Annotated in this window: 7 protein-coding genes, 1 tRNA gene and 1 pseudogene; 2 read left to right on the forward strand and 7 right to left on the reverse strand. The window is 72.5% G+C overall.

Going from position 1 to position 13903, the window contains the following annotated elements; genetic code table 11:
* Positions 1–320: 320 nt before the first annotated feature.
* From ACIHCL_RS04000 to ACIHCL_RS04015, 4 genes and pseudogenes are all read right to left on the reverse strand, one after another.
* Positions 321–1688 carry a Cys-Gln thioester bond-forming surface protein gene (locus ACIHCL_RS04000; protein WP_399856652.1) on the reverse strand — a complete coding sequence of 456 codons (1368 nt, stop codon included), beginning with the start codon at positions 1686–1688 and terminating at the stop codon, positions 321–323.
* A gap of 771 nt (positions 1689–2459) precedes the next feature.
* A pseudogene (locus ACIHCL_RS04005) lies at positions 2460–2840 on the reverse strand (single-stranded DNA-binding protein); the annotation flags it as partial.
* Between the two features lie 141 nt (positions 2841–2981).
* Positions 2982–5072, reverse strand: a complete 2091-nt coding sequence (locus ACIHCL_RS04010) for a YfjP family GTPase (protein WP_399856654.1) — start codon at positions 5070–5072, stop codon at positions 2982–2984.
* Between the two features lie 398 nt (positions 5073–5470).
* On the reverse strand, positions 5471–7144 hold the full coding sequence (locus tag ACIHCL_RS04015; RefSeq protein ID WP_399857137.1) for a dynamin family protein: 1674 nt from the start codon (positions 7142–7144) through the stop codon (positions 5471–5473).
* Positions 7145–7470: 326 nt separating this feature from the next.
* Between ACIHCL_RS04015 and ACIHCL_RS04020 the strand changes: the two genes are divergently transcribed.
* Positions 7471–7543, forward strand: a tRNA-Arg gene (locus tag ACIHCL_RS04020).
* Between the two features lie 345 nt (positions 7544–7888).
* Positions 7889–8248, forward strand: a complete 360-nt coding sequence (locus ACIHCL_RS04025; RefSeq protein WP_399856656.1) for a zinc ribbon domain-containing protein YjdM — start codon at positions 7889–7891, stop codon at positions 8246–8248.
* 56 nt (positions 8249–8304) lie between these two features.
* Here the strand turns inward: ACIHCL_RS04025 and ACIHCL_RS04030 are convergent, their stop codons facing one another.
* The 3 genes from ACIHCL_RS04030 to ACIHCL_RS04040 form a co-directional block, all read right to left on the reverse strand.
* Positions 8305–9813, reverse strand: a complete 1509-nt coding sequence (locus tag ACIHCL_RS04030) for an FG-GAP repeat protein (protein WP_399856657.1) — start codon at positions 9811–9813, stop codon at positions 8305–8307.
* 308 nt (positions 9814–10121) lie between these two features.
* Positions 10122–11033: an ABC transporter permease gene (locus tag ACIHCL_RS04035; RefSeq protein WP_399856658.1), complete on the reverse strand. Its 912-nt coding sequence runs from the start codon at positions 11031–11033 to the stop codon at positions 10122–10124.
* Positions 11030–13789, reverse strand: coding sequence for an alpha/beta fold hydrolase (locus tag ACIHCL_RS04040; RefSeq protein ID WP_399856660.1), 2760 nt, complete (start codon positions 13787–13789; stop codon positions 11030–11032). Before ACIHCL_RS04040 ends, ACIHCL_RS04035 begins: the two co-directional genes overlap by 4 nt.
* Positions 13790–13903 lie beyond the last annotated feature (114 nt).

Consider the following 13903-nt stretch of genomic DNA (forward strand, 5'->3'; position numbering starts at 1 on the left):
CCCCGCCATGCCGGGCGGGCCGCTCCCCGGCGCCCCGCCCCCGCGTATGCCGAGAGGGCCCCGGCCGGCTCCCGGGCGTCTCCGCATACGTCATCTGTCTCCGCATATGCCATCGCGTCCCGGCCTATGTCATCGTGTCCCGCATCGAAGTGCCAGGCACACCGGCAAGTGCCATGTACGCCGGCACACGACGGCGGCCCCGGTACGCGTACCGGGGCCGTCGTCGAGCGGGCGTCGAGCAGGGTGTCACGCCCCGCTCGCGGTCCGTCACCCCGCGATCACGGTGAACTCGGCGATCGCGGGGTCACAGGGCCGCAGCGTCACGGCGCGGAAGGCTGGGCCTTGCGCTTGCGGAGGAAGAAGACCGCGCCGCCACCGACGGCGACGAGAGCGATCGCGGCACCAGCGATGATCGGGGTGGCGCTGGACCCACCGGTCTCGGCGAGGTCACCGGTAGAACCCGTCGAGCCGCCGCCGGACGTGGCGGGGGCCGGCTGGCCCTCGGTCTGGGTGTCGGTGCCGCCCGTGCCGCCGGCACCGGCCGTGCCGCCCGTGCCGCCGGTGCCGTTGCTGCTGGTCTTGCAGTCCAGGACGCCCTTGAACGTCTTCGAGAAGCCTTCGGGGCCGGTGACCGTGATGTCGTACGCCTGGTCCTCGGCGACCGGGACGGTCACCGTCTCGGACTTGCCCGCGTCGACGGTGTGCTCCTTCCCGGCCAGCTCGAAGGTGAACGCCTCGTCGCCCTTGTTGGTCGCGGTGACGTCCACGCCGCCCTTGGCGCAGTTCTTCTGCGCCGAGACGGCCGGGATCGCGCCCTGCTTGGCCCAGGTCGCGGTGGCGGTCGCGGAGACCGTGGAATCGCTGGAACCGGCCAGGATCATGGTCTGGCTCTTGGTGACGCCGGCGAAGACCCGGCCGACCGGCACCGACGTGGTGGCCTGAACAGTCAGCGAGGCGGAGCCGTCGGCGGCACCCGCCGGGACGTCGAAGTAGAGCTCGCTGCCGTTGACCGCGGCGGTGAGGGGCTTGCCGCTCTTGTCGGTGACCTTGACGCCGCTGGCGGCGTCGGCGGGCGGGGTCACGGAGACCTGGCCCGCGTTGGTGTGGACGGTGACCGGCCCGAGGCGCTCGCCGGACTTGCCGGAGATCGCGGCCGGGTCCAGGGCGAGGGACGCCTTGGGCTCGGCCTGGTTCACGGCGTTCTCTTCCAGCCAGTCGGCGAGCTTCTCGGCCGCGCTGTCGGTCGCCTCGACGTCGACGTTGTCCGAGTAGCGCCAGATGGCGACCTGGGTGCCCGCCGCGGCGGTCTTCTCGGTGAGCGGCCCGGTGCCGGCCGCCTTGGCGAGCGCCGCGAGGTCGTCGACCTGCGGGTAGGAGTGCTCCAGGATCCAGCGGATCTTGCCGGCGTTCTTGTTGCCGCCGAGCGAGCTCTGGTCCCAAGGCGTCTCCAGGTACTTCGCCTGGTCCTGGGTGGGGTTGTGGATGTCGATGCAGTACGTCTTGAGCTTGCCGCCGCCGTCGACGGTCAGCTCGAAGACCCCGGCGGGAAGCTGCTGGTTCCTGCCGTCCGCGTGGAGCACGGCGCGGTCGTAGGTCTTCAGCCCGTCCAGGACCGCGGATGCGCCGCCTTGATGATGCGGCGCCTCGTCGGCGACCGCGCTGCCGGCGCCGACGAAGGCGCCTGCCATGACCAGACCGGATGCCACCACCGACGCCGCCAGTCGGGCCACGCCCCGTCGCCGTGCGGAATCAGGCGTCTTCAAGGAAGACGAAACGGTCGCTGAATCAGCAGAAAACACAGAATTCCCCTCCGGGCGGAACCTTCCGCGCCTGCTGCGCGTGTGGGGATCGTCCCGCCAGTCGACTCAAGTGCCCCGTGAGTACGGGGGAATCCTAAGGACGAAGCGATGAACAGTCCCCAGTCAGATCGTCATATAACCATTCCGACTCGGAATCGTTATCGCCGGTTACGATTCCAGGCGCTCCGCCCGCCCTCGCGCACCCCACAGCCAAGCCGACCAACCCACAACCGAACAGGCCGTTCAGGGCACCAACACCAGCTCTTCACTTACTTTTTGACGTGTAGTCATTTCCTTGCTCCGCCGCCGTGCGGCACGTCCGGCATCACCTCCGCGCCCAGTACGCGGAGCCCGTTCAGCCCGTTCGACCCGTTCGCCCCCTTCAGACCTTTCGGTCGATTTATCTGGCTCCATCAGCCCTTTCGAACCGGCTGACTCCACCGTTCCCACGGCCCTTTCCGAACCGTTCGGTTCTCCCGGCCCGGACAGCTCTCCCGCCCCGGGCACTGTTTCCAACCCAGGCACTGTTTCCAACCCGGGAGCCGTTTCCGTGCCGTGTGCCGCTTCCGCCCGGACCGTCGCCACCGACCAGTCCGGTTCGTCCGAGCGCGTCGGCATACCGCCCGGAACACCCGCACCGTCCGGGCCGAAGCCTCCCGCACGTGAGTCGATCCCCGGTCCACCCCTGACCACCCGCCGGAACGCGGCCGTCCCCCGCGTCAGATCGTGCCCCACCGCGACCGCCTCGACATCCACGAACGTCCGGTGCCGGCCTCCCCGTTCCTCTTCGCGCACCTTCAACCTGCCGTGCACGACCAGCGGCTCCCCCACGGCGACGGAACCGGACAGGTTCGACGCCAAGGACCGCCAAGCCCACACGGTGTAGAAGCTGGTGTGCCCGTCCGCCCAGAGTTGCCTCTCGCGATCCCAGCGACGCGGTGTCACCGCGAACCGGAACCGCGCCATTCCGCCCGTGGCGGTCTCCCGGTACTCCACCGCCGTCGCCGCGTTGCCCACCAGCGTCACCAAGGTGTCGTTCATGACTCCGCCTCCCCTTCGGCCCCCGGTCCCGTCCGGCGGTCCGCAGCCATCGGCCGCGGACCGCCGGACCCGGCGACCGCGTCCACGCGGTCGCAGTACCCAGGCTGAAGGAGAGACGGGAATCCCGCTGGCGCCTGTGGATTACCGAACGGTTGTGGAAAACTCCGTCACCGCCACGTACCGCTCCCGTACCTCGCGGTACCGCACGAGTTCCGCCGCCACCGGGTCGAGCACCCTCGCCCGCCCACAGGCCGCCGCCGCCTCGCGCAACCGCCGCTCGGCCTCCTGCCCGTAACGTCGCGCGGGCCCCCGCGTGGCGGCCGCGCACGCCCACTCCACCAGCGGCCCCCCGACGACGCCCGCCAGCATCACCAGGACCGGGGTGAGGAATCCGGAATCAAACACACCGACCATCCGGCCGATCGCCCAGAGACCACCGAAGACCTGCAAGAACGTCATCGACACCTGCGCCAGCACGGCGGCGGGCCACCACCTGGGCCGCGGCGGCCTCGCCCCCGCACGACCGCCGCACACCGCCCCGGACGCCGGGGCTGCCCCGGGCACCCTGGATGCCGCGGACACCCCCGTCACCGCGGCCGCCTCCACCCCGGTCACCGCGACCGCCCCGCCATCCCCGCCACTGCCCGTACGCCGTCCACCGCCCGTACGCCGTCCACCGCCCGTACGCCGTCCACCGCCCGTACGCCGTCCACCGCCCGTGCGCCGTCCACCGCTCGCACCATCGTCTCCACCACCAGCACCGGCCGCACCGCTCGCACCACCCGGCCCGCCCGCCTCACGATCACCGGCCCCGCCCCCGCCTTCTGCCGCACCCGCTGAGCCGACCGCAGCGCCGCCGACACCGCCGGCTCCGGAGCGGGCCCCGTCGACCGGGGCGACGGCAGCGACCACGTCGTCCGCACCGGCCACACCGGCCACACCGCTCGAACCCGCTGCGCCACCGGAACCATCCGGTTCGGCCCCTCCTGCGAGGCTCCTCGCCAGTTCGTCCAGGGCCTCCGGCAGCCCTTCCGCACCGGTCATCGCCGCCTCCCGGACCGCCTGGGCCCAGGGAGCCGGCAGCCCGCGTGCGGCCTCGTCCGCCAGGATCCGTACCGCCTGCTCGACACCCTGCCGGGCGGTGAGCCGCTCCTCCACGGGTACGGGCCGCACCGGGCCGTCCAGAGCCCCCGGCCGCCGCGTGGACCGGTACCAGCGCCACAGCCGCGCCCACGGCGTGCCGCACGCACGCCCCGCGTTCCTGCCCCACTCCCGTTCGGCCGCCTCACCCGCCGCAGCAGCCCCGACGGCCTCCGCGAGCCGGTCGGCGAACTCCTCCCGGGCCCGCTCATCGAGACCGGGCCGCCCCTCGGCGACGTACAGCGGACGAAGTCTCGCCGCGGCGGCGTCCAGATCGGCGGAGAGACGCAGCGCAGCCGCCCTGCGCTCCTGGACGAACCGGCCGAGCATCTCGCGCAGTTCGCCCACGCCCTCGCCGGTGAGCGCGGACAGGGGCATGACGGTGGCCCCCGGTTCGCCGTGTTCGCCCAGTGCCATGCCGTCCTCGTCCAGGAGTCGGCGCAGATCGTCCAGGACCTGGTCGGCGGCGTCGCCGGGGAGCCGGTCGACCTGGTTGAGGACCACGAAGGTGACCTCGGCGTGCCCGGCGAGCGGCCGCAGGTAACGCTCGTGCAGGGCCGCGTCCGCGTACTTCTCCGGGTCGACGACCCAGATCACCGCGTCGACCAGCGCGAGCACCCGGTCGACCTGCTCGCGGTGACCGGTCGCCGCGGAGTCGTGGTCCGGCAGATCGACGAGTACGAGTCCCTGGAGCGCCGCGTCTCCGCCCGCGGCACTCTGCTGCGGGCGGCGCCTGAGCCGGCCGGGGACGGCCAGCCGGTCGAGCAGCCCGGCGGCGCCGTCGGTCCAGGAACAGGCGAGGGGGGCGGAGGTGGTCGGCCTGCGCAGCCCGGTCTCGGAGATCTGGGCGCCCGCGATCGCGTTGAAGAGGGTCGACTTACCGCTGCCGGTCGCTCCGGCGACGGCGACGACGGAGTGATGGGAGGAGAGCCGACGACGGGCCGCCGCCTCGTCGAGCACCCGTCCCGCTTCGGCGAGGGCACCCGCGTCGATCCGGGCCCTGGAGAGACCGACGAGTTCACGCAGCGCGTCGAGCCGTGGCCGAAGCGGGCCGCCGGACGGCACATACGCCTCGACCTGGGGCGCGCGCATGTCGTCGTCCAAGCCGGCCCCGGGCTCGGCGGGCACCGTCCTGACCACCGCGCGCCGGGCGATCAACCCGTCGTTCCAGCCCGTGGCCGGCTCCAGGACGTCCGCACGCCCGTCGGCCCCCCGGCCCGGTACCGGCCCCTGGTCGCCTTCCGGACGGTCACGATCGCTGCGCGACCGACTCCGGTCACCTTCCCCATGCCCGCGATCAGGTTCCGAACAGTGGTGATCCTGGTCGCGGGCATGATGAGAAGAGTCACGGTGGTCGTGGCGAGAACGGTCGCCGTCACCGGCATGAGAGCGGTCGCGGTCGCGGTGAGAACGGTCGTGAGGAAAACGGTCGTGGTCGTCGGGAGACGCGGTACCAGCGCCCCGGCTCGCCCCCTCGTCGATGACGGCAGTCATCGCTGCCACCTCTCCTTCTGCAGTACGGACAGCGCGGCAATGAGTTCGGCCTGCGGCTCGGGAACCACATCCAGGGCGTCGAGCGGGGCGAGCCGCCGGTCGCGTTCTCCATCCAGCACCCGGCCGAGGCAGTCGGTGAGCAGTGCGCCGCCCCTGTCGCGCAGCCGCAGCGCACCCTGGGCACCGATCCGCTCGGCGAGCTGTTCCCCGGCGGCACGGGTACGCCGACCGCCGAGCAGAGCGGCGGCCAGGAGCGACGTCACCGTCTCGGCGTCGGGTGCGGCGTTGCGTTCGAGCCGACGCACCTCTTCCTCCGCCAGTTCCTCCAACATCCGCCGCCACCGCCGTACGGCCACGGAGATCCGGCCCCCGATGTCCTCGACCGGCCCCCACACCCCGGCCTCGCGGCCGAGGCCCTCGCGACCGAACGCCCCGGCCGCGGGTTCGCGCCGCCAGGCCGTGAGGATCTGTTCGTCAGCGGCGGCCACGGCACAGCGCAGCAGCGCGGCAAGGCTCTCCACCAGCGATTCGAGGAGTTCTTCGGAAGTGCTGTAGTGCGGGTATCCGCGCCAGCGGGTACGAGCGTCACCGGCGAGCACGCCGCCGCCGCGCAGCCGCCGCTCGACCCGGTCCACCTCGGCGCGGTACGCGTCCTCGACGACCGCGGTCAGCCGCACCGCCGCCGCGTACTGCGCCGCGACGGCCCCGGCCAGCGCGGGCAACCGCGCGTCCAGCGAGGCGATGACCCCGGCCGCGGTGCGCGCGACCGTCTGCTGGCGGGCCGCCGGGTCCTGGGCGCGGTGGCTGAGCCAGGCACGGAGCGGGGCCACGGCGGTGGCGGGCAGCAACCCGCTGCCTCCGCCCGCCGATTCGGGCAGCTCGGGGATGGTGAAACGCGGCACCTCGCCGAGGCCCGCGCGGGTGAGCAGCGCCCCGTACTGGCGCGAGACCTCGCCGATCACCTGGTGCGGCACCCGGTCGAGAACGGTGACGAGCGAGGCGTCGTACTCCTTGGCCGTGCGCAGCAGATGCCAGGGCACCGCGTCCGCGTAGCGCGAGGCGGTGGTGACCATCACCCATACGTCCGCGGCGCAGATCAGCTCGGCGGCCAGCAGCCTGTTCCGTACGACGAGCGAGTCGATGTCGGGTGCGTCGAGCAGCGCGAGCCCACGCGGCAGCCCGGTGGCGGTCTCGACGCGCAGCGTGGTCCCGTCCTCCTCCGCGTCCTCGTCGTCGAACCCGTCGAGGCCATCGGGGTCTCCGGGGCCGCTCCGCCCGTCGAGAACCCGCGCTTCCTGCGGCGGCAGCCAGACCCTGGTGAGTTGGGGCAGTACGCGGGCCCCCGCGAACCAGTGGTGATCATCCGGGTGGCAGACGAGCACGGGCGTACGCGTGGTCGGCCGCAGCACCCCGGCCTCGCTGACCGGGCGCCCCACCAGCGAGTTGACCAGGGTCGACTTCCCGGCTCCGGTGGACCCTCCGATGACGGCGAGCAGGGGGGCTTCGGGGTCCTTGAGCCGGGGAAGCAGATAGTCGTCGAGCTGGGCGAGCAATTCGCTCCGGGTCCGGCGGGCACGGCCGGCCCCGGGCAGCGGAAGCGGAAGACGCACGGCGGCGACACGGTCGCGCAGGGCGGAGAGTGCGTCGATGAGCTGAGGCCGTACGTCCAAGGTCACCACATGCGAAGAATGCCCAATTTTGGAGCCTTTTTGAAGCGTATAACCTCCCCTGCGCGCCGGTTCCCCCGCAGGATTCAAGTCAGGACAGAGGGGACGAGTGGGGCGCAGGCATAACGAGTGCACAACACCCGGGGTGTGAGGCGCGAAAAGCGATGCGCGAATCTTGTCCACCTGCGATTATCGGTTCGCTTCACCGAACCTCCACATCGTGCCACGCAGGTGAAGCAACCGGAGCGAGGCGATCGGAGCCCTATCCTTGTTCCGGCAGGTCACCGACCAGCCCGGCCCACGGCTCCAGGCCACCGAGGCCACCACCGGCCCCCGTAGCTCAGTGGATAGAGCAGGTGCCTTCTAAGCACTTGGCCGCAGGTTCGAGTCCTGCCGGGGGCGCACAGCGCGAGACCCTCCTCCGGGAGGGTCTTTTTGATGCCGATCAGGGGCCGCTTCGGCCGGGACGGGCGGACCGGGAGCCGCAGAGGGATCGGTCCGCCCGAAGCCGACCAGGAGAGGCTCCCGGCGACCGTCACCCCGAAAGCGACCCGAAGCCCCCGAAACGCCCGCCGTCCCGTCTCGACCGGACCCACCCTCCCTCCTGCGACGGCCCATCCCCGGCCAGACGTCGCCGAGCCTGGGGTTTCCCATGGCCAGGGCGCTCGCGAGGACGGACGCATGGGGGGATCCGGAGGGCAATTGCGAAGTTTCGCAATTTGCATATCCGGCAGTTACCGTACCGGCGTGATCGAGAATCTGCCGCCCTGTCCCAAGTGCTCGTGCGAGTACACCTACGAGATGAACGCCCTGGTGGTGTGCCCCGAGTGCGGCCACGAGTGGGTTCCCTCCGAGAACGACGCGCCGGACGAGGGCGCCTCCGGGGAGCGGGTGATCAGGGACTCCGTCGGCAATGTGCTGCAGGACGGGGACTCCGTGGTCGTCGTCAAGGCGCTCAAGGTCAAGGGCAGCCCGTCCGGGATCAAGGCCGGCACGAAGGTGCGCGGCATCCGGCTCGTCGACGGGGTCGACGGCCATGACATCGACTGCAGGATCGATGGCTTCGGGGCCATGCAGCTCAAGTCCAGCGTGGTCAAGAAGGCCTGATCCCGGTACGGGGCCGGTCCCCCGGGGAGGCGGTTGGCCCCCCGGGGGGCGGCCGGTCAGCGGGTGAAGGCTGATCCGAGCCGGGCGTTCTTCGGGGTCGTGCCCAGCGTCCCGTGGCCGAAGGTGAACGATCCCTTGGCGGTCGGGCCGGAGGCAGTGGTCGGGAAGACCCAGAGGGAGCCCGCGTCGGAGTTCTCGCCGGGGGCTCCGACGAACAGTTCGGTGCGGCCGTCGCGGTTCGTGTCGACCAGGGTCACGGCGGCACCGAAGCGGTCGTCGGGCTCGGCCACGCCGGGGAGGTCCGCCGTGTCCTGGTTGAAGCCCACCGTCCCCTTGCCGGTGGGGCCGGACGCGGTACCGGGGAGGACCAGGACCGAGCCCGCGTTCTTCGTCGTGCCCAGGTCCTCACCGGGGACACCGACGGCGATGTCGCCGTAGCCGTCTCCGTTCACGTCGCCGATGGAGACGGAGGCACTGAATCCGTCGGACGGTTCGGCGACGCCCGGCACGCCGGGGCTGTCCTGGTTGAAGACCTGGGCCCGGTCGCCCCGCGGGCCGGTGGGGCCGCCCGGCACGTAGGTGATCATGCCGCCCTTGGCGCGCGGCAGGTCCACGTCGCTGTCGTAGCCGTCGACCGGGCGGCCCACGACCAGGTCGGCGTACACGTCGCCGTTCACCCGGCCCGCGGTGATGGTCTCGCCGCCTTGGAGGCGGGAGCCGTCCGCACGCTCGACGACGGTGTACTCCTCGTTCAGGCCGGTGGCACCGCCCTTGCGGATCAGGATGCGTCGGGCGTCGTACTCGTCGCCGTCGTTGACCACGGCGGCCAGATCGTCGCGGCCGTCGCCGTCGAAGTCGCCCGCCGCGATGTCCAGGCAGCGCAGGTCGTCCATGTCCCGGATCACCCTGGCGGGGGCCGCCGGGCTGCCGTCGCGGCCGAACGGGCCGGACAGGACGTGCAGATCGCCGCTTCCTCTTCCGAGGGTGACGACATCGACGGCCCCGTCGCCGTCGAAGTCGCCCACGGCGATCCTGGTGCCGATCTCCCCGTACTGCCTGTCGCCGGTCAGCAGGGTGGCGCCGCCGGACAGGCCCTGCGCGCCGCCCCAGATCACGGTGAGCGAGCCGGCCTGTTCGGTCGTCCCGACCGTCTCCCCCGGCGCGCCGATCACGAGGTCGTCGTACCCGTCCCGGTCCAGGTCGGCGGAGACCAGTGAGCCGCCGAACGCGTCACCGGCCTCGGCCGCGTCCGGAACGCCGGGCGAGTTCTGGGTGAGGACCTGCTTGGTGGCGGTCCGCGGGCCGTTCTCGGAGCCGTACACCACGCCCACGTAACCGGCGCCGGCCTTTCCGTCGACGGTGGCGCCGGGTGCGGTGAACGCCACGTCCGGGTAGCCGTCCCCGTTGAAGTCGTCGCGCCCCGGGGGCTGGGCGGGGGCGGACGCGGGCGTGGGCCCGGCTGTCCGGGCGGTGGTCGGCGCGGCCATGGCCGGCAGGGCGGTGACGGCGCTCGCCACGGTGACGGCGGCGAGTACGGCAGCGGTTCCGAGAACGCGGGATGCCATGTGGATTCCTTCGTCCGGGTGTGGGGACCGGCACTTCAGGCGTGTGCGTACCGGTGTTCTGCACAGTCGGACCGGCTGCCGGACCCGTTGGTTGCGCGGCCGGTCGCGACCGTCACAGCACCTCCACCCGTACGCGGCACCATGCCCACACCCGTACCGTCATCCTGTCCGCGGAAAGCCGGACGGCCCGCACAGAAGGTCTCCGTGCGAACCGCCCGCGCAGCCCGTCCCGCGTGAACGGCGCACGCCGAGGGTCTCCGTACCGACAGGCCGCGCAGCCGGTCTCCGCTTCCCGTACGGGCAGCGGTTCAGGACACCACGTCCTTGCGGCCGAAGCCCCGGAAGGCGAGGGCGAACAGGATCAGGGCGTACGCCACCGAGACCGATGCCCCCTTCACCATGCCGGCCCACTCCAGTTCCGGCTGGAGCGCGTCCGCCCATGCGAACTGCCAGTGCGCGGGCAGGAATTCGCGCCAGGATCCGAGGGCGGTGACCGCGTCCAGCACATTGCCGACGATCGTCAGCCCGACCGCCCCGCCAACGGCGCCCAGCGGGGCGTCGGTCTTCGTCGACAGCCAGAACGCCAGACCGGCGGTGACCAGTTGGGACACGAAGACGAAGGCGACGGCGATCGCCAGCCGGGGGACCGCCGTCGAGGCGTCCAGCGCGCCCCCGGTGGGGAGTCGGAGCGGCCCCCACCCGTACGCGACGGTTCCGGCGGCCAGGGCGACGAGCGGCAGCAGCGCCATCGCGGCCAGGCTGAAGCCGAGCGCCACGACAAGCTTGCTCCACAGCAGTCTGGCCCGGGGCACGGGCGCCGCCAGCAGGTAGCGCAGCGAGGACCAACTGGCCTCGGACGCCACCGTGTCGCCGCAGAACAGGGCCACCGGGATCACGAGCAGGAACCCGGCGGACACGAACAGACAGGTCGCGGCGAAGTTCACGCCGGAGGCGGTCGCGGTGTCCATCAGGGTGATCCGCCCGCTGCCACCGCCCCGCGAGGCCGGTGTGCCGCCGATCGCGAACGCGGCGATCAGGACGAACGGCAGCGCGGCCAGCGCCCCTCCCATGAACAGCGTGCGGCGCCTGCGCAGTTGGCGTACCGCCTCGACGCGCAGTGGCAGGGTGCGCCGGGGGTGGTAGCCGGGCGCACCCGCCGCCGCGGGAGCCCTGGTGGCTGCCGACACGTCGGCTGTCGCCCCGGTCTTCGTGGCACTCATGCGGAGCCTCCGGAAATCAGGGTGAGGAACGCGTCCTCCAGACGGTGGTACGGCCCGACGCCGGTCAACGGCACATCGAGCCGGACCAGTTCGGCGATCAGGTCAGACGTCGTGGTGGTCGTCCCGTCGAGCCGTACCAGCAGCCCCCGCGTGTCGTCCGTGCGCGTGGCGGAGACGATCCCCGGCAGCGCGGCGACCTTCTCCACGAGGGGGTCGGGCAACTCGCGCGCGGCGGTGACGAGCAGCATGTCACCGGAGCCGGTGATCTCGGCGACCGGGCCCGCCTGGACGAGTCGGCCCCGGTCCATGACCACGAGGTGAGTGCAGGACTGCTCGACCTCGGCGAGGAGGTGGCTGGAGACGATGACGGTGCGGCCCCCGGCCGCGTACCGGATCATCACGTCCCGCATCTCGCGGATCTGGGGCGGGTCGAGTCCGTTGGCCGGTTCGTCGAGGATGAGCAGGTCCGGCATCCCGAGCATGGCCTGGGCGATGGCCAGCCGCTGCCGCATGCCCTGCGAGTACGTGCGCACGGCGCGGGCGAGCGCGTCGCCGAGCCCGGCGATCTCCAGGGCCTCGTCGATGCGGGAGTCCTCGGTGGGGCGGCCGGTGGCCCGCCAGTACAGCTCCAGGTTGGCGCGCCCGGACAGGTGGGGCAGGAAACCGGCGCCCTCGACGAACGAACCGACGCGGGACAGCACGGGTGCGCCCGGCCGGATCGCCTGTCCGAAGACGCGGATCTCGCCCTCGTCGGGCGTGATCAGGCCCATCAGCATGCGCAGGGTGGTGGTCTTGCCCGCGCCGTTGGGTCCGAGGAGCCCGAGCACCTGTCCCTTCTCGACCTGGAAGGACAGCTCCTTCACCGCGTATCTGTCGGCGGACTTGGCGTACTTCTTCGACAGGCCCGTGATCCGGAGGGGCACATCGGCGAGTGCGGGGTCGGGCGCCGGGGCGGTGGTACGCCGGCCGCCGGAAGCAGGCACACGGCGGCGGGCGGTGAGCAGCAGCAGGGCGGCGATCACCGCGGCGGCGGCCGGCATTCCCCAGGTCCACCGGGGCAGACCGGCCGACGCGGTGCTCAGGGCGGGGTCGGTGGGGAGGGTGAGCGGGCCGGCGGTGGTCACGGTGTACGTCGCCGGCTCGGCCGGAGAGGCGTAGCCGAGGTCGGTGGCGGAGAGAACCAGGCGGAGCCGGTGCCCGGCGTCGAACCGGTGGTCGATGGCGGGGAGCGTCAGCCGTACGGCCCGGCCCTGCCGGTCCGGGGTGATCCGGACCGGTGCGACGAGTTGTGCGGGCAGCACCTGCTGCCTGCCGTCCGGCGCCACGTCGTACACCTTGGCGAACAGGACGGCGTCGCCGTGATCCGCCTTCACGTTCACCCGGACGGTCGGTGCGCCGGTGACGCGCACGGACCCGCCCAGGGGGGCGGAGTCGAAGCGCGCGTACTGCCCGGGGACGTCCATGGAGAGTCCGACGCCGAGCGAGGACAGCCGGGTGAGTCCGCCGCCGACTCCCGGTACGGCGGAGATGCCGGGTGGACTGGCCCCGGCCGGGTTGCGGAACGTCCGCGTCCGCCGCTCCAGGCCGATCGTCTGCCGCTCTTCGCCTCCGAGTCCCGGATAGGTGGTGCTGCTCGCCCCGCGCGTGCGGGCGGCGCCGTCGGTGGAGTCGACGCCTCCGGTCCGGGTGACGCGGAAGGCGGGTCCGGTGTCGGTGCTCGTGTCGTCCTTGAGGTAGCGGTCGAACCAGTCGTTGATCCGGCCGTGGACCCGGTCGGCCTCCGGGTCGCCGCCGTCGTGCCCGCCCGTGATCCAGTCGACGGCGACCGGTGCGCCGTTGCCGCTGATGGCCCGCGCCATGGCGTCGGCCTGGCCGAGCGGGAAGAGGGAGTCGGACTGGCCCTGCACGATGAGCGCGGGCACCTTGATGCGGTCGGCGACGGCGCTCGGGGACCGCTCGGTGAGCAGTGCGCGCGCGGCGTCGTCGGGTTCACCGGTGACGGCGACCCGTTCGTACATCGCACAGATCCGCTGCTCGAACTTCTGGCAGCCACCGCCCGAGGTGACGAAGATCCCGGCCCAGAGCTTCTTGAAGACCCCGTCCGGGAAGAGCGCGTCGGCCAGGTTCCAGTACGTGATCTGGGGCGCGATGGCGTCGACACGCCGGTCGTACCCGGCGGCGAGCAGCGAGACGGCCCCGCCGTAGGAGGCGCCGGTGACGCCGACGCGCGGGTCGCCCTTCGCGTCCAGCCGTACCTCGGGCCGGGCCGCGAGCCAGTCGATCAGCCGGGAGACGTCCTTGACCTCGCGGTCGGGGGCGTTGAGCGAGATCTCCCCGCCCGACTTCCCGAATCCCCGGGCGGACCAGGTCAGCACGGCGTACCCGGCTCCGGCCAGCCGCTCGGCCTGGGCCCGTACGTCGTCCTTGCTGCCACCGAAGCCGTGTCCGATCAGTACGGCCGGGCGGCGTTCTGTGCCGCCGGTGGTGAAGTACGAGGTGTCGAGGGGCACCCCGTCGCCCCGGAGCGTCCGGTCCTGGCGGTGCACGGCGGGTCCGCCGTCGTCCGCCACGGCGTGCCACGTACCGGCGCCGGCCAGGACGGCGAGCGCCGCGAGGCCCGCGGCCCACCGGCCGCGTCGGGGTCCGCGCCCGTCTGCCCGCCCGTCTCCTTGCTCGTGTACGCGTCCGCCTCTTCGTCGGTCCGCCCGGAACGGCGGAAGCCGCCATCGGGACGCGCGCGCGTCAGGGCTCTCCATGCTCCCGACCCTAACGACCCGGGGCGACGGGGAATGGATCAGGGAGCGTCGCCGTGCGGCTTCGGTTGCAAGCCGTGCGGCTTCGGTTGCAAGGGGAAGGAGGGGCCGAGGGGG

It is taken from the genome of Streptomyces sp. NPDC052042 (assembly GCF_044548345.1).
GTDB lineage: Bacteria > Actinomycetota > Actinomycetes > Streptomycetales > Streptomycetaceae > Streptomyces.